Genomic DNA, 16,029 nt, shown 5'->3' on the forward strand with positions numbered 1-16,029 from the left:
GCTTGCTTCTCCCCTGTAAAGCCCGATAACATGGGGCATGCATCGCAAGGAGGAGGCCTGTGGAGCAACCATGTCGCAAACCATAGAATTCCTGAAGCCCAGCGCCTCGGTGCTGGATAACAGAGCCAGAATTGTAGCGGACCTGAGCGATCTTCTGCCGCCTGAATGTCTTGTGCATGAGCAGCGAGAGCTTGTGCCGTTCGAGACGGATGCCTTCGTGTCATATCGCAAGGTTCCGCTTGCGGTTGCTCTGCCGAAGACGACAGCTCAGGTTGCTGCGGTGATGAAATATTGCAACCGTTATGGCATCCCCATCGTGCCGCGCGGGGCGGGCACGTCGCTATCAGGCGGCGCTATTCCGCAGGAAGATGCTGTGGTGATCGGCCTGTCGAAAATGTCGCAAATCCTGGAGCTGGATTTTTTCAACCGGGTTGCCACGGTGCAGGCGGGCGTGACAAACCTTTCGATCTCCGATGCTGCCGGTCCGCAGGGATTTTTCTACGCGCCGGACCCCAGTTCGCAGCTGGCCTGTACCATCGGCGGCAATATCGGCATGAATTCCGGCGGCGCGCATTGCCTGAAATATGGCGTCACCACCAACAATCTGCTGGGCGTCAAGATGGTGATGGTGGATGGCACGGTGCTGGAGCTGGGCGGCAAGCATCTGGATGCCAGCGGTTACGACCTGCTCGGCCTCGTCTGCGGTTCGGAGGGCCAACTCGGCATCATCACTGAAGCCACGGTGCGGTTGATTGCGAAGCCGGAAGGCGCGCGTCCCGTTCTCTTCGGTTTCGATACGTCAGAACAGGCAGGTTCCTGCGTGGCGGATATTATCGGCTCAGGCATCATTCCCGTGGCCATCGAATTCATGGACAGGCCGGCTATCGAAATCTGCGAGGCTTTTGCCAAAGCGGGTTATCCGACGGATGTCGGCGCGCTGCTGATCGTGGAAGTGGAGGGGTCTGAAGCCGAGATGGATGCCATGTTGGCCGATATCGTCGCCATCGCCCGCCAGCATGCGGTAAAAACCGTGCGCGAATGTCAGTCGGCCATGGAGGCCGCCGCCATCTGGAAAGGCCGCAAATCCGCCTTTGGTGCAACGGGCCGCATTTCAGATTACATCTGCATGGATGGAACTGTGCCACTCAGCCAGCTTTCCTATGTGCTTCAGAAAACAAGCGAGATTACTGATCATTTCGGTCTTCGCGTCGCCAATGTTTTCCATGCAGGCGATGGCAACATGCATCCCCTCATTCTGTTCAACGCCAATGATGCCGTTGAGGCCGCAAAGGCGGAAGAGGCGGGAAACCAGATTTTGCGGCTTTGCGTGGATGCCGGTGGCTGCCTCACGGGCGAGCACGGCGTCGGCATCGAAAAGCGCGACCTGATGCGACACCAGTATTCGGACGCGGATCTGGCGCAGCAGATGTCCGTGCGGTTCGCCTTCGATGACGGCTGGCTCCTCAACCCCTCCAAGGTCTTCCCGCTGGAAGGGCGCCCCGCCTCATGAGTGACATGCTGTTACCCGCAAGTGAAATCGAAGCTGCCGACATTATTCGTGGCCATGCCGATGCCTGGCAAGCCCTGGCGATCATAGGCGGCAACACCCGCTCCGGCTTTGGAAACGAAGTGGACGCCCAGACCTATCTTTCCTCACGCGCTTTGAGCGGTATCGTCGCCTATAATCCGGCGGAAATGGTCATGACGGTAAGAGCCGGTACGCCGGTCGCCGAGGTTGAGGCGGCACTTTCCGCCGCCAATCAGATGATGGCGTTTGAGCCGGTGGACCATCGTGCTGTAATGGGAACGGTGGGCGAACCCACGATTGGCGGCGTCTTTGCCGCCAATGTTTCCGGCCCCCGACGCTACGTGGCGGGTGCGGCACGAGACAGCCTGCTCGGCATTCGCTTCATCAATGGCAAAGGCGAGGCCATCAAGGCCGGTGGCCGGGTGATGAAGAACGTCACGGGACTGGATCTCGTCAAGCTTTTGGCCGGGTCCTATGGCACACTGGGTTTTCTCACAGAGGTCACATTCCGCGTTCTGCCGGTGCCGCCTGCGCAGACAACACTTGTCCTTTCGGGCCTTGAAGATGAAGCGGCGACCCATGTCATGGCCGCAGCCATGGCGACCAGCATGGAGGTTTCGGGAGCGGCGCATTTGCCGGAAAGTGTCCGGTCGCGTTTCCTCGGCGGGTCTTTGCCCGATGGTGCGGCAACGGTGCTGCGGCTGGAGGGGCTGAAGGCCTCTGTTCAGGTACGGGCGCAGAATTTGCAGACTGTGCTGGGCAAGGTGGCCCCCTCAATATTGCTGTCGAGGGACGAGAGCCAATCGCTCTGGCGCGACATCCGCGATATCGCGCCCTATGCTGGCAACGCCGCCAAGCCTCTGTGGCGTGTGTCCGTTGCACCTTCTCAAGGCCATAAGCTGGTGGCGGCGCTGCGGCTGGAAACAGGCATTGATGCTTTCTACGATTGGCAGGGCGGTCTTGTCTGGATGCAGATGGAGGCCGACCCCGAGCCGATGTTGCTGCGTAAATACGTGAAAGCGCTGGGCGGCGGCCATGCCACATTAGTGCGTGCACCTGTCCGCAGCGATGAGGCCGCGTTCGAGCCGCTGTCTTCGGCAGAGATGATGCTTTCTGCCCGCATCAGGGAAAAGCTCGATCCGGCAGGAATTTTCAACCCCGGCAAGATGGGTACCGTGACCCGAACCCACGCTGAAAAAGGCTCTGCCTGATGCAAACCTCCTTCACGCCACAGCAACTCGCTGATCCAGACGTCGCGCAATCCGAGAAGATCCTGCGCAAATGCGTGCATTGCGGTTTCTGCACTGCGACCTGTCCGACCTATGTCACGCTTGGGAACGAACTGGATAGCCCCCGCGGGCGCATTTATCTCATCAAGGACATGCTGGAAAACGACCGCCCGGCCGACGTCCAGGTGGTAACGCATATCGACCGCTGTCTTTCCTGCCTGTCCTGCGTGAGCACCTGTCCATCGGGCGTCGATTATATGCATCTGATCGATCACGCCCGCGCCCACATTGAAAAGACATATAAGAGACCCTTCTGGGACAGGTTGATGCGCAATGTGCTGACCCGCGTGCTGCCCTATCCAGACCGGTTTCGTGCGGCACTCACGCTCGCTCGCCTTGGCCAGCCTTTCGCGCCATTGTTTCGCAACAGCAAAGCGTTGAGGCCCTTGGCATCAATGCTCGATTTGGCCCCGAAAGCCGCCCCACCCATGTCTGCCTTCGCAAATCCCGGCATTCATCCAGCGCAGGTCGCAAAGCGCGGGCGGGTGGCGATGTTGACCGGTTGCGCTCAACCGGTGCTGGACCCCGGCATCAACGATGCCGCCATTCGGCTTTTGACCCGGCTCGGCATTGAAATTGTGTTGCCGCAGGGCGAGGCATGCTGCGGCGCGCTGGTTCACCATATGGGCCGGGAGGAGCAGGCCTTGGCGTCGGCACGCCACAATGTCGATGTCTGGACGCGTGAAATCGAGCAGGGTGGGATCGATGCCATCATCATCACCGCATCCGGCTGCGGCACTACCATCAAGGATTATGGGCACATGCTGCGGCTCGATGCCGCCTATGCCGAAAAAGCCCAGCGCGTATCTGCTCTGGCAAAGGACATTACCGAATATCTCTCAACGCTCGACCTGCCGCCTCTGGAGCGGAACGGCCTGACGGTGGCCTATCATTCGGCATGCTCCATGCAGCATGGGCAAAAGATCACCGCCCAACCAAAACTCCTCCTGAAAGCAGCGGGATTTGTGGTTCGTGATCCGGCCGAAGGGCATCTCTGTTGTGGCTCGGCAGGCACCTACAATATTTTGCAGCCGGAAATTTCCGCGCAGCTGAAGGCCCGCAAGGTCAGAAATATTGAGGCAACAAAGGCTGATATCATCGCCACAGGCAATATTGGCTGCATGACGCAGATTGCCAGCGCGGCTTCTATGCCCATTCTCCACACGGTTGAACTGCTGGACTGGGCCTATGGCGGCAAAAAACCTGGAAAAATCGCGGGAATCAACGAAAAACGGGCGGTTTGACCCGCCCGTTCTCCTCGCTGGCATGCTGCTTGAAGCGCTTCCAGCCCTCTGCGTCCCCCGCCAGAGTACATATTAAGCAATAACGAATGTTTCGTTTTTTGGCAACGTGTTCTTTATTAAAATGCAACCTTTCGGCGCACGGTTTGTTGGCAGCGTTGCATTCAGATCACGATCACCCGGGTGCCGACATTCACGCGCTCATAGAGATCGGTCACGTCCTCATTGCGCATGCGAATGCAGCCGGATGAGTTGTTGCTGCCAATCGTCCATGGCTGGTTGGTGCCGTGGATGCGGTAAAGCGTGGAGCCGAGATACATGGCGCGTGCACCCATGGGGTTTTGCGGCCCGCCTTCCATGAAGGCTGGCAGATAATGACCCTTGGCGGCTTCGCGGGTAATCATTTCCTGCGGCGGCGTCCAGCTTGGCCACTCATTCTTGCGGGTAATCTTGTGGGTACCAGCCCATTCAAAACTAGGCTTACCGACGCCAACGCCATAGCGCCGCGCCTTTCCATCTGCCATGACAAGATAGAGGAAGCGGTTTGGCGTATCGATGACGATCGTCCCGGGTGCTTCCTTGCCCTGATACTGAACCATTTGCGGCAAGAACTGCGGCGCGATCTGAAGGCGCGGTGCGTTGGGGCGTGCCGCCACGGCCTGCGGGCGGGGCTGAACGGTCTGGCGCTGAAACAGCGATGGACGCGCAGGCTGCTGCGGATAAACGACGGGGCGGACCTTTGCGCCACCAAGCTGCATGACCCAAGGGGCTGTCAGGTCAGGGCTGACGACCACAGGCGGGCGCTCGCGGTAACGGTCATTGGCAAGGGCTGGCATGGTCATGGCGCAGCTGATGCTCAGCGCCAAAAAAACAGATTTCATCGACATCGGGTGGACTCTCTACATGGCACCGGAAGATAATCGCCACGTTCGCACTTCGGCGACAGCGAATGGTAAATGGCAGTTGATGAAAAGCCGCGATTTGGTCGAAAGCTTTTAATAAGGTTAGCGGGCGGTTTTGAAACAGAGTGAATCAATGGTAATCACCCGCACACGACAAGAAGGGCAGCAGCGCCATGAGTGAAACCGGGCTTTTGACGGGTGAGGACGGCAAGATCCGCTGCTTCTGGCAGCAGGGATTGGCCGATTACGCGCACTATCATGACGAGGAATGGGGCCGCCCCGTTAAGGACGATACCAGACTGTTTGAGAAAATATGTCTGGAAGGCTTCCAGTCCGGGCTTTCCTGGCTGACGGTTTTGCGAAAGCGCGAGGCATTCCGGGCGGCTTTCTGCGGGTTCGATTTCGAGAAGGTCGCGCAATTTTCAGAGGACGACGTTGAACGGTGCGTGGCAGATGCAGGCATCATCAGGCATCGCGGCAAGATCGTCTCGACCATCAACAATGCCCGCCGCGCTATTGAAATGCGGGATGAATTCGGTTCGCTTGCCCGTTTTTTCTGGAGCTATGAGCCTCAGCCACACGAGCGCCCAGACGTTTTTGATTATGCGACGCTGCGCGCCAATCCGACAACGCCTGTTTCCGTGCAATTGTCCAAAGACCTGAAAAAGCGTGGCTGGACATTTGTCGGCCCCACCACCGTTTACGCGTTCATCCAGGCCATGGGCATGGTCAACGACCATATTGAAGGTTGCCATTGCCGCCCGCGCATCGAAACGCAAAGGCTGGAGTTTGTTCGCCCGTGACCAGATTTGCACCAATGTTTCTCGCTGCCGCGCTGGCATTCACGTCTGCGGCTCCCGCTCATGCCGAGCCGCGTAATGTCGATGGCATCTGGCTTGATGATGGCGAGGCCCTGAAAACAGCGACCATGCCCGCTACCGGCCCGCTGGTGCTGAATGGCTGGACGCGGCAGGGCAAAGGCGATGTCTATCGCATCAAGGTCAAGGCCGGAGAGACACTCAAGATCACGCTGGCCAGCCGCAGCGAATATGTTGTCATGGCAATCTTCGATTTTGCCAAGCCGGAAGACGACGCCATCTTCTTCAGCGATGCAGGCAAAAACGATGCGGTGCTGACCCCCAAGGCCGATACGGACTGGCTGATCCGCCCTATCCTCGTTCTCAGCTCATCGCGCCGTGGCCTTGGCGCAAATTATACTGTTACTGTGGAGAAGCAGCCTTAGGCCGCCTCTCCACCTGCGCGTTTAGTAACCCTTGGAGGCCAGCCACGCCTTCATGGAGGCGATTTCGGCCTCCTGCGCTTTGATCACCTCTTCGGCAAGCTTGCGGATTTCAGGATCCTTGCCATACTGCAACTGCACCCTTGCCATATCGATCGCGCCCTGGTGATGCGGGATCATGCCGCGCACGAAATCGACATCGGCGTTGCCCGTGTAACTCACCGACATATCCTCATGCATCTTGCTGCTGACCTCCTTGAAAGCCTCGGTTGAAGCATTCTTGGACGTCGTTTTCGCGGACATGTCGTGGCCGGCATGGCCACCGGCTTCCTGCGCAAGGGCAGGCAGGGAAAAGGCAGCAACAAGCATTGCGGCCAGCGAAATGGTTCGCATGGACATGGATTATCCTTCCTGTGTCTGACGGAATTGTGCATTGATAGTCACGTGTGTCCGTCAGGCACGGGGAGGGGGTAATGGCGGCGCGGGAACAGAGCCGATGAAGGCGTGCAGCACATGGCTCTTCGGGTTCCCATGCGGCAATCGTTCCATTTGTGCAAAGCGAAACTGCGGTATCAACACGATGCAGGCCGCACAAAAAGGCGCATGGCTCATGCTCCCACGGTGCGGGCAGGGATCGCCTTTTCCGGCGTGGTGAGGTTCACTTTCCGAAGCGGCGTGGTCTGCATGTTGTGCGTGAGACATCTGCCTGTTTGCGTCGCTCGTCGGGACTGAAAGCCCAAACGCCGCCTGCGCGGGCATCGCCCCGTAGAGCAGCCAGGCCAGAAACATCAGCATGTGAACGACAGGACGCATGATTTAGATGTAGCGACGGACAAACGTCTGCACAATGGCTGTCAGGTCAGCTCGCTGGCGACAACCTTGTGAATGATCTGGTAATCCCGGCTCTCTTCGCCAAAGGGCACCACCGGCCAGTCCCAGCCGCGCATGATTTTGGGCACCGTCACGCCGTGCAGCAAATCTTCCTGCTGACGGACGCTGCCGTTTCTATCGATGACCTCAAACGAGGTGTCGCTAACAAGACATGCCTTGCAGGGAAGGCCAGACAGGCCATCCAGATGCGCTTTTATGAGTTGCGGTAAGGTATCAACTGGCATTCCATTATCGGGGTGTTTTTCCAGCCGGTTGCGCACGCCGGTGCCGATCTGCGACAGAAGATTGGCGGAGATGACCAGATCGAGATAGGGCACCAGCCGCAGAAACGCCAAGGGCTCCGGCTGTCGTCCCGCCTCCAGATCGGCGTAGCCCGAGAGGTCGCGGTGGTTTAGAACGACAGTGCGGCTGTGGCGCGTGTAAAGTCTGGCGCGGATACTGGCCAGGTGCACAAGATCGACCAGAACCACGGTATCAAATGCAGCGGCCAGCTGGTGCAGCGGCACATCCCGCAACAGGCCGGAACCCAGCACAACGGCGGTGCGTCTCTGCTTCAGCTTAGCTGCGGTGGAGAGAATGAAGCGTTTGCTGTTTTCTTCATGCTCGGCCCATGCCTTCTGGCAGCGATTGGCCCGCGCCCAAAGGTTCACGGAATATCGAACATGGGGGCGGAACTCGGCGGGCGTCTTGTAATAGGTCGCAGCGTAATTGAGGGCTTCGAGGATCATGGTTCAGCGATAGACTTCCCGGCGGTGGCCGATTTCAATGACGAGAACCACAAGCCTGTTGTCCTGAATATCGCAAAGAATGCGATAGTCGCCCACGCGGTAGCGCCAGTAGTTGCCGAGTTCGGAGCCTTGCAGGGCTTGGCCGGTCCGCCGTGGATTGTCATCCAGCGCGATACGGTCTGTGAGGAAGGAAATGATGCGCGTTGCATTGGGTTTCCCAAGCTTTTCAAGCTGCTTGAGCGGCTTTCCTGAAACTCAATTGTCCAGGCCAAGGCGGCGCTTCACTTCTTCAAGAGTGTAGGTGCGTTCGTTATCCTCAAGCCGACGCCGCGTCGCCTCTTCCGCCAGATACAAATCCTCCATATCCTCGATATGCTTTTCAATGGCCTCGCGGATATAATAGGCTGATGTGCGGCCGGTGCGCTCGGATAGAGCTTTGAGGCGCTCATAGGTTTCATCGGGCAGTCGGATGGCGGTTTGTTTGCTCATGGTCTCTTCTCCCGGTGGCAGAGTGGGATGCGTGTATCCCACCTAGCATGATTTCCGTGCCTGCGCCAGTAAAACTGCGCCGCCGCGCCTTGCCGCACAGGGCTTCATCCTCTAATAGACCGGCTTGATTTCAAGAGACAATTGGACCGGCATCATGAGCGAAAAAGCAAAAAAGCCTCAGAAACTGAAAGCCCGCCTGCCGCGCGGCTTCACGGATCGCTCGGCTGCCGATATCCATGCCACCAATGAGATGATCGAGAAAATTCGTGGGGTCTATGAACTCTACGGCTTCGACCCCATCGAAACGCCGCTGTTTGAATATACCGATGCGCTTGGCAAGTTCCTGCCTGATAGCGACCGCCCCAATGAAGGCGTGTTTTCGCTGACCGATGATGACGACCAGTGGATGAGCCTGCGCTATGATCTCACAGCGCCGCTTGCCCGCCATGTCGCTGAAAACTTCAACGAAATACAGCTGCCGTTCCGCACCTATCGCGCTGGCTATGTTTTCCGCAACGAAAAACCCGGCCCCGGCCGCTTCCGCCAGTTCATGCAGTTCGATGCCGATACGATCGGCGCCTTCGGCGTTCAGGCCGATGCCGAAATGTGCATGATGATGGCCGACACGCTGGAAGCTCTCGGCATCAAGCGCGGCGATTACGTGATCCGCGTCAACAACCGCAAGGTTCTGGATGGCGTGATGGAAGCCATCGGGCTTGGCGGTGAAGAGAATGCAGGCCGTCGTCTGAACGTGCTGCGGGCGATCGATAAGCTCGACAAGTTTGGTGTTGAGGGCGTGAAGCTGCTGCTGGGTCCCGGTCGCAAGGATGAATCCGGTGATTTCACCAAGGGCGCGGGCTTGGATGAAGCGCAGATTGAAAAGGTTCTGTTCTTTGTCGGAATCAAAGACTACGCCGCAAGCGCTGAGGATCTAGCCAACCTCGTTGCTGGGACATCCAAGGGCACGGAAGGCGTTGAAGAGCTGAACGTTATTGGTGCCCTGGTTTCCGGCGCCGGTTATGATGCTGACCGCATCAAGATCGATCCCTCCGTCGTGCGTGGCCTCGAATACTATACCGGCCCGGTTTACGAGGCCGAACTGACCTTCGATGTGACCAACGAGAAGGGCGAAAAGGTTGTCTTCGGTTCTGTCGGCGGCGGTGGCCGTTACGATGGTCTGGTATCGCGCTTCATGGGTCAGCCGGTTCCGGCAACGGGCTTCTCCATCGGCGTTTCGCGCCTCATGACAGCGCTGAAGAACCTTGGCAAGCTGGGTCAGACCAAGCCGCTGGCCCCCGTTCTCGTCACCGTCATGGATGGCGATGTGGAAAGCCTTGGCCGTTACCAGCGCTTCACGCAGGCGCTGCGCAATGAAGGCATTCGTGCCGAAATGTATCAGGGCAACTGGAAGAAATTCGGCAACCAGCTGAAATATGCTGACCGCATGGACGCGCCGCTGGCCATCATTCAGGGCAGTGACGAACGTGCGGAGGGTATGGTGCAGATCAAGGACCTCATCGAGGGCAAGCGCCTGTCTGGCGAGATCGAGGACAACGCCACGTGGCGCGAGGCCCGCGTGGCACAGGAAACCGTGCCGGAAGCGGAACTGGTTGCCAAGGTCAAGGACATGCTGGCGGCTCAGGCCGAAGACCGGCGCCGGGCGGGCTGAACCATGCCGATGATCGACATGCCGGATTTCTCCGCAGAGCTTCTCGATGAATTTGCGGCCCGCAAGACGGCGCGGGTGAACACGCCTGTCATCCAGCCCGCCGAGCCGTTTCTGGATATGGCCGGGGAAGACCTGCGCCGCCGAATTTTCATGACGGAGAGCGAAACGGGTGAGAGCCTGTGCCTGCGCCCGGAATTTACCATTCCCGTCTGTCTGCGCCACATCGAAACCGCAACCGGAACGCCCAAGCGTTACTCCTATCTTGGTGAAGTCTTCCGCCAGCGTCGTGATGGGGCAAACGAGTTCTATCAGGCCGGTATCGAAGATCTGGGCGATAAGGATATCGCCGCCGCAGACGCCCGCACGATCAACGATGCCGCAGCCATTTTGAAACGCCTGTTGCCGGGGCGTGCGCTTGTCGTCACGCTGGGCGATCAGCAGGTGTTCGAGGCCGTCATTGCCGCTCTCGGCCTGCCCACTGGTTGGCAGAAGCGGCTGGTTCAAGCCTTTGGTGATACCGCGCAGCTCCAGGCCTTGCTGGAAAGCCTCGTCAGCCCCAAGCCCATGACGGGGCTTGACGCCCGTGTTGCCGGGCTCCTGGCCACCGGCGATGAAAAAGTGCTGGTGGATTATATCGATACCGTCATGCAGGAAACCGGCTATTCCACCAATGCCAGCCGCGCGCCGCAGGAGATCGCCCGTCGCCTGCGCGAAAAGCTGGCGCTCGCCGCCACGCGCCTGCCGGATGAGAGTTTCGAGCTATTGAAGCAGTTCCTGAGCCTTCAGGCACCGCTTTCGCAGGCATCGCAAACCCTGTCCGAATTTGCCGATAAGGCGAAACTGAAACTGGAAGCAGCGCTTTCTGCCTTTGATGCGCGTGTTGCAGCCCTTGCCAATGGCGGCATCGATCTGGATACGATCACCTATGGTGCAGCCTTCGGGCGTCCGCTCGATTATTATACCGGCCTCGTGTTTGAGGTAAGCGTGAAGGGCGAGACAGCTGTGCTAGCGGGCGGTGGCCGGTTTGACCGGTTGATGACGCTTCTCGGCGCAAAAGACAAAATTCCAGCAGTCGGCTTCTCGCTCTGGCTGGACCGTATCGAAGCCGTGAGGGCCAGACCATGACCATCACCATTGCCTTGCCCTCTAAGGGGCGGATGAAGGATGATTCCTCAGCCATTCTGGAACGCGCAGGCTTGAAAATTGTCGCCATCGGCAATGACCGCTCCTATCGCGGCCGTGTCGAAGGACGAGACGATATCGAGATCGCCTATCTCTCAGCGTCGGAAATCGCGCGCGAGATCGGCAACGGCACGGTGGATTTCGGTGTTACCGGCGAAGACCTGGTGCGCGAAGACTTGAGCGATGTCGAAAAGCGTGTGGAGTTTTGCGCGCGCCTCGGCTTCGGCCACGCCGATGTCGTCGTCGCCGTGCCAGAGATCTGGCTTGATGTTGACAGCATGGCCGATCTGGGCGACGTCGCCTCGGAATTTCGTGCCCGGCATGGCCGCCGCCTTGCCATCGCCACCAAATACTGGCGGCTGACGCAGCAGTTCTTTTCCCGCCAGCACGGCATCCAGCTTTACCGCATCGTGGAAAGCCTGGGCGCGACAGAAGGTGCACCGGCGGCAGGGCAGGCGGATATCATCGTCGATATCACCTCCACCGGCTCGACGCTGAAGGCAAACCACCTGAAAATCCTGACCGACGGCGTTATCCTGCGCTCGGAGGCTTGCTTCGTGCGGGCACGGAAAGCCGAGCATGAGGGCGATGCCGTGGTAGCGGACATCATCGCGCGCGTCCAATCTGCGCTCTAGCAAATCTCTGCTGAATGAAAAAAGGCCGCTGGATTTCTCCAGCGGCCTTTTGATTTGCACCTGATGCAATCAGGCGTGCGCGACTGCTCCGCCACGGCGGGCGTCCAGCGAATAGGCGCCAGCACCTGATGTTGCGAGCAGGATGTAAGCGCCAGCCAGAGTGATGTTCTTCATCATCATGATGCCGTTGAGTGTGTTGATCCAGCCGAGAGCCGCATCAGGCCAGCCAGGAACGGCAACCGTGCCGCTGTGGAAAACGAGACCGGTGAATACGCAGAAGACTGCAAGCGCCCAAGCGGCGATCTTTGTCTGGAAACCGACCAGAACAGCAAGGCCGGCAACGAGTTCGAATGCGCCTGCGAGGTAAGACAGGGCCGTTGCAGCAGGCAGACCTGCGCCAGCAATCATGCCAGCAGTGCCAGCCGGGTCGGTCAGCTTGCCGAAGCCTGCGAGGATGAACATGAAGGAAAGAAGAATGCGTGCGACAAGCACGAGTGCGTTCTGGGTAGTGGACATAAAAGTCTCCAAAGATGGTGCCGTGTGGCAGGAATGTATGCCCACCATATGCGCCAAATTGTCGCTACCGAATAGATGAACAAGTGAAGACTAATTGTTCACTATTTAAAGACAGTGGGCCGATAGCGGGCGCAAGCCATAAACGAAAAAAGGCGGCCCGTGAGGACCGCCTTTCCGTATTCCGAAGGGTCAGGCTTCTTAGAAGTCCATACCGCCCATGCCGCCGCCTGGCATCTGTGGCATTGCCGATTCCTTCTTAGGAAGTTCGGCAATCATGGCCTCAGTCGTGATCAGCAGCGAAGCAACCGAAGCTGCGTTCTGCAGGGCTGTGCGAACAACCTTGACAGGGTCAACGATGCCCATGGCAATCATGTCGCCATATTCAGAGGTCTGAGCGTTGTAGCCGTAGTTCTCTTCGTTCTTGTCGAGGATCTTGCCAACAACGATGGAGGCTTCGTCACCTGCGTTTTCAGCAATCTGGCGAACCAGCGACTGCAGAGCGCGGCGAACGATGTTGATGCCGGCTTCCTGGTCGTCGTTTGCACCCTTAACGGTGATCTTCGTGGAAGAACGCAGAAGAGCAGTACCGCCGCCTGGGACGATGCCTTCCTGAACAGCAGCGCGTGTCGCGTTCAGAGCGTCGTCGATGCGGTCCTTGCGTTCCTTGACTTCGATTTCCGTGGAGCCGCCAACGCGGATAACGGCAACGCCGCCAGCGAGCTTGGCAAGACGTTCCTGCAGCTTTTCGCGGTCGTAATCGGAAGATGTTTCTTCGATCTGAGCCTTGATCTGAGCAACGCGGCCTTCGATGTCGGACTTCTGGCCCGAACCGTCAACGATCGTTGTGTTTTCCTTGGTGATCGAAACTTTCTTCGCCTTGCCGAGCATGTCGAGCGTGACGTTTTCAAGCTTGATGCCGATATCTTCAGAGATAACGGTACCACCGGTCAGGATAGCGATGTCTTCGAGCATTGCCTTGCGGCGATCGCCGAAGCCAGGAGCCTTGACAGCAGCAATCTTCAGGCCGCCACGCAGCTTGTTGACGACGAGCGTCGCAAGAGCTTCGCCTTCAACGTCTTCAGCGATGATGACGAGTGGCTTGCCGGTCTGAACGACGGCTTCGAGAACAGGCAGCATGGCCTGAAGGTTCGAAAGCTTCTTTTCGTGCAGCAGGATGTAAGCGTCTTCCAGGTCAGCAACCATCTTTTCAGGGTTGGTGACGAAGTAAGGCGACAGGTAGCCGCGGTCGAACTGCATGCCTTCAACGACTTCGAGTTCGGTCTCGGCAGTCTTGGCTTCTTCGACGGTGATAACACCTTCGTTGCCAACGCGCTGCATGGCTTCAGCAATGTCCTTGCCGACCTGCGTGTCGCCGTTTGCAGAGATCGTGCCGACCTGTGCAACTTCTTCAGATGTGGAGATCTTCTTGGCCTTGGCCTGGAGATCCTTCACAACTTCGGAAACAGCGAGGTCGATACCGCGCTTCAGGTCCATTGGGTTCATGCCGGCTGCAACAGCCTTGTTGCCTTCGCGAACGATGGCCTGTGCAAGAACGGTCGCAGTCGTGGTGCCGTCACCAGCGATGTCGTTGGTCTTCGAAGCAACTTCGCGGACCATCTGTGCGCCCATGTTCTCGAACTTGTCTTCAAGTTCGATTTCCTTGGCGACAGAAACGCCGTCCTTGGTGATGCGTGGTGCCCCGAAAGACTTGTCGATGATGACGTTACGGCCCTTAGGACCAAGCGTTACCTTCACTGCGTCTGCGAGAATGTCGACGCCCTTGAGCATCTTTTCGCGCGCTGTGCGGCCGAATTTAATTTCTTTAGCTGCCATTGTAGAAAACTCCCGGGCTCATTGCCCATTGGTTGTCATGGAAAAGTGAGAAAAACCGGCTGATCAGCCGATAACGCCCATGATGTCGGATTCCTTCATGATCAGAAGGTCTTCGCCGTTGAGCTTGACTTCGGTGCCGGACCACTTGCCGAACAGAACGCGATCGCCAGCCTTGACGTCCAAAGGAACGAGCTTGCCGCTTTCGTCGCGGGCGCCGGTGCCAACAGCAACGATTTCGCCTTCCTGTGGCTTTTCCTTGGCGGTATCAGGAATGATAATGCCGCCCTTGGTCTTTGCTTCAGACTCAACGCGACGAACGACGACGCGGTCATGCAGCGGACGGAAATTGGTGCTTGTCATTGTCTAATCCCTCGATCAAATGACCTGAGCGGACCTAACAACAGGTCCGCGTGATGATTGTTAGCACTCCCTAGTGTAGAGTGCCAGCAACACGGAGATAAGCAGCCCATGTTGCCGAGTCAAGGACGGCCTGTCGGAAAATTTTCATGTAAAATGGTTACTACCAGCGCATGACAGAATTTTTACGCAGCGATATCGCACCCGCCCGCCCTTCCTTTCTGGAGATGACTGCCGCCTTTGCGCGCATCGGCCTTTTGAGTTTCGGCGGACCCGCCGGACAGATCGGCCTGATGCACCGCGTGCTGGTGGACGAGAAGGGTTGGCTGAGTGAAGAACGGTTCCTGCACGCGCTGAATTATTGCATGCTGTTGCCGGGTCCGGAAGCGCAGCAACTGGCCACCTATTCCGGTTGGCTGCTGCATGGCAGGCGCGGCGGCATTGTCGCCGGTCTGCTGTTCATTCTGCCGGGCTTTCTGGTCATCGTCGCGCTGGCATCGGCCTATGCGCTTTATCAGGATACGCATTGGCTGCCTGCACTTCTGTCGGGCCTGAAAGCAGGAGTGCTCGCCATCGTGCTGGAGGCGTTGCTGCGGGTGGCAAAGCGGGCGTTGACGAGCCGCTTTCTGGTTGGCATCGCGGCGGTGGCATTCGTGGCGCTGTTTTTCTTTGCCGTGCCGTTCCCGTTGGTCATTCTGGCTGCCGGGCTTGTCGGCTTTTTCAAAGCGCGAGGAAATGCGTTGGCGGTCGCGGAAAGCGGCGAGGTCAGCACGGCCAATCCGTCATGGAAAAAACTGCTGCGTGGACTTCTGGTTGGCATTGTCATCTGGCAATTGCCCCTGCTGCTGTTATGGATCACCTCCGGCCCCGGCACTCTTATTGATTTGCAGATATTCTTTTCCAAGATGGCGGTAGTCACCTTCGGCGGTGCCTATGCGGTGCTGGCCTATGTCGCGCAGGTGGCTGTGGAAACGAAGGGCTGGATGCTGGCGGGCGAAATGCTGGATGGCTTGGCATTGGCTGAGGCGACCCCCGGGCCGCTAGTGCTGGTTCTCTCCTATGTCGGTTTTCTTGCGGCCTTCCGTCATCCCGGCTGGTTTGATCCGCTGACCGCGGGCATTCTGGGTGCGAGCATCGCCGCTTGGGCAACCTTCGTGCCGAGCTTCGTGTTCATATTCGCAGGCGCGCCCTATATGGAAAAGCTGCGCCACAACCGCTTTCTGTCATCGGCGCTATCAGCCATTACGGCGGCGGTCGTCGGTGTCATTCTCAACCTGTCCGTCTGGTTTGGTCTGCATGTGCTGTTTGGTGAGGTGGAGCGCGTGGCGCTGGTGCCCGCCATCAATTTTGGCTTTTCATGGCCCGTCTTTGCGACGCTAGATCCCATGCTTCTTAGTCTTTTTATTGCATCATCGATCATGCTTTTCCGGCTGAAACTGGGCATGGTGCCGGTTCTTTCCATGTGTATTGCAGCGGGGTTTTTCAGGCTCTGGCTGATGTGATCCGCATGCAAAAATGCTTTTTTGCTT

The 16,029-nt window shown here is 58.2% G+C and carries 17 protein-coding genes and 1 pseudogene; 10 read left to right on the top strand and 8 right to left on the bottom strand.

The window, feature by feature from the left end; genetic code table 11:
- The first annotated feature begins 70 nt into the window (after nt 1–70).
- The 3 genes from RQI55_RS08730 to glcF are packed head-to-tail and all read left to right on the top strand — an operon-like array spanning nt 71 to nt 4,061.
- On the top strand, nt 71–1,510 hold the full coding sequence (locus tag RQI55_RS08730) for an FAD-linked oxidase C-terminal domain-containing protein (protein ID WP_243256611.1): 1,440 nt from the start codon (nt 71–73) through the stop codon (nt 1,508–1,510).
- Nucleotides 1,511–1,515: 5 nt separating this feature from the next.
- Nucleotides 1,516–2,739 (top strand): glycolate oxidase subunit GlcE, encoded by a 1,224-nt coding sequence (gene glcE, locus RQI55_RS08735; RefSeq protein WP_243256998.1) that lies wholly within the window; start codon nt 1,516–1,518, stop codon nt 2,737–2,739.
- On the top strand, nt 2,739–4,061 hold the full coding sequence (gene glcF, locus RQI55_RS08740; protein ID WP_243256610.1) for a glycolate oxidase subunit GlcF: 1,323 nt from the start codon (nt 2,739–2,741) through the stop codon (nt 4,059–4,061). The genes glcE and glcF overlap by 1 nt, the downstream gene beginning before the upstream one ends.
- Before the next feature lie 161 nt (nt 4,062–4,222).
- On the opposite strand, the gene RQI55_RS08745 is transcribed toward glcF, so the two are convergent.
- Nucleotides 4,223–4,945: a L,D-transpeptidase gene (locus tag RQI55_RS08745; protein ID WP_311272478.1), complete on the bottom strand. Its 723-nt coding sequence runs from the start codon at nt 4,943–4,945 to the stop codon at nt 4,223–4,225.
- On the opposite strand from RQI55_RS08745, the gene RQI55_RS08750 reads away from it, so the two are divergent.
- The 3 genes from RQI55_RS08750 (at nt 4,899) to RQI55_RS08760 (ending at nt 6,203) form a co-directional block, all read left to right on the top strand.
- Nucleotides 4,899–5,057, top strand: a complete 159-nt coding sequence (locus tag RQI55_RS08750) for a hypothetical protein (RefSeq protein WP_243257024.1) — start codon at nt 4,899–4,901, stop codon at nt 5,055–5,057. The genes RQI55_RS08745 and RQI55_RS08750 overlap by 47 nt on opposite strands.
- 76 nt (nt 5,058–5,133) lie before the next feature.
- A complete protein-coding gene (locus RQI55_RS08755; RefSeq protein WP_243256608.1) occupies nt 5,134–5,763 on the top strand; it encodes a DNA-3-methyladenine glycosylase I in 630 nt (209 codons plus the stop codon).
- A 14-nt stretch (nt 5,764–5,777) separates the two neighbouring features.
- Entirely contained in the window at nt 5,778–6,203 is a 426-nt protein-coding gene (locus RQI55_RS08760; RefSeq protein ID WP_279290479.1) for a hypothetical protein, read from the top strand.
- A gap of 21 nt (nt 6,204–6,224) precedes the next feature.
- Here RQI55_RS08760 and RQI55_RS08765 read toward each other — a convergent pair whose 3' ends face one another.
- From RQI55_RS08765 to RQI55_RS08780, 4 genes and pseudogenes are all read right to left on the bottom strand, one after another.
- Nucleotides 6,225–6,599, bottom strand: a complete 375-nt coding sequence (locus RQI55_RS08765; protein ID WP_243256606.1) for a DUF305 domain-containing protein — start codon at nt 6,597–6,599, stop codon at nt 6,225–6,227.
- Between the two features lie 455 nt (nt 6,600–7,054).
- Entirely contained in the window at nt 7,055–7,819 is a 765-nt protein-coding gene (locus tag RQI55_RS08770) for a hypothetical protein (RefSeq protein WP_243256605.1), read from the bottom strand.
- Nucleotides 7,820–7,822: 3 nt separating this feature from the next.
- Nucleotides 7,823–8,091 (bottom strand): annotated as a pseudogene (locus tag RQI55_RS08775) (type II toxin-antitoxin system RelE family toxin).
- Nucleotides 8,075–8,308 carry a DUF6290 family protein gene (locus RQI55_RS08780; protein ID WP_062586601.1) on the bottom strand — a complete coding sequence of 78 codons (234 nt, stop codon included), beginning with the start codon at nt 8,306–8,308 and terminating at the stop codon, nt 8,075–8,077. The pseudogene RQI55_RS08775 and the gene RQI55_RS08780 overlap by 17 nt, the downstream one beginning before the upstream one ends.
- A 154-nt stretch (nt 8,309–8,462) precedes the next feature.
- Between RQI55_RS08780 and hisS the strand changes: the two genes are divergently transcribed.
- The 3 genes from hisS to hisG are packed head-to-tail and all read left to right on the top strand — an operon-like array spanning nt 8,463 to nt 11,794.
- Nucleotides 8,463–9,977, top strand: coding sequence for a histidine--tRNA ligase (gene hisS / locus RQI55_RS08785; protein WP_243256604.1), 1,515 nt, complete (start codon nt 8,463–8,465; stop codon nt 9,975–9,977).
- A gap of 3 nt (nt 9,978–9,980) precedes the next feature.
- The gene (locus RQI55_RS08790) at nt 9,981–11,102 is read left to right on the top strand and encodes an ATP phosphoribosyltransferase regulatory subunit (RefSeq protein ID WP_192063475.1); all 1,122 of its coding nucleotides are present in this window, start codon (nt 9,981–9,983) and stop codon (nt 11,100–11,102) included.
- Nucleotides 11,099–11,794 carry an ATP phosphoribosyltransferase gene (hisG, locus tag RQI55_RS08795; protein WP_192063476.1) on the top strand — a complete coding sequence of 232 codons (696 nt, stop codon included), beginning with the start codon at nt 11,099–11,101 and terminating at the stop codon, nt 11,792–11,794. Before RQI55_RS08790 ends, hisG begins: the two co-directional genes overlap by 4 nt.
- A 69-nt stretch (nt 11,795–11,863) precedes the next feature.
- Here hisG and RQI55_RS08800 read toward each other — a convergent pair whose 3' ends face one another.
- The 3 genes from RQI55_RS08800 to groES all read right to left on the bottom strand — a co-directional run bounded on the left by RQI55_RS08800 (nt 11,864) and on the right by groES (nt 14,503).
- The gene (locus RQI55_RS08800; protein ID WP_243256603.1) at nt 11,864–12,310 is read right to left on the bottom strand and encodes a DoxX family protein; all 447 of its coding nucleotides are present in this window, start codon (nt 12,308–12,310) and stop codon (nt 11,864–11,866) included.
- 198 nt (nt 12,311–12,508) lie between these two features.
- Nucleotides 12,509–14,143, bottom strand: coding sequence for a chaperonin GroEL (groL, locus tag RQI55_RS08805; protein ID WP_192063478.1), 1,635 nt, complete (start codon nt 14,141–14,143; stop codon nt 12,509–12,511).
- Nucleotides 14,144–14,206: 63 nt separating this feature from the next.
- On the bottom strand, nt 14,207–14,503 hold the full coding sequence (gene groES / locus RQI55_RS08810; protein WP_042618090.1) for a co-chaperone GroES: 297 nt from the start codon (nt 14,501–14,503) through the stop codon (nt 14,207–14,209).
- A gap of 170 nt (nt 14,504–14,673) precedes the next feature.
- Between groES and chrA the strand changes: the two genes are divergently transcribed.
- A complete protein-coding gene (gene chrA, locus RQI55_RS08815; RefSeq protein ID WP_311272479.1) occupies nt 14,674–16,002 on the top strand; it encodes a chromate efflux transporter in 1,329 nt (442 codons plus the stop codon).
- Nucleotides 16,003–16,029 lie beyond the last annotated feature (27 nt).

Origin of the sequence: Rhizobium sp. WCS2018Hpa-16 (assembly GCF_031843705.1) — a bacterium.
Classification (GTDB): domain Bacteria; phylum Pseudomonadota; class Alphaproteobacteria; order Rhizobiales; family Rhizobiaceae; genus Agrobacterium; species Agrobacterium tumefaciens_C.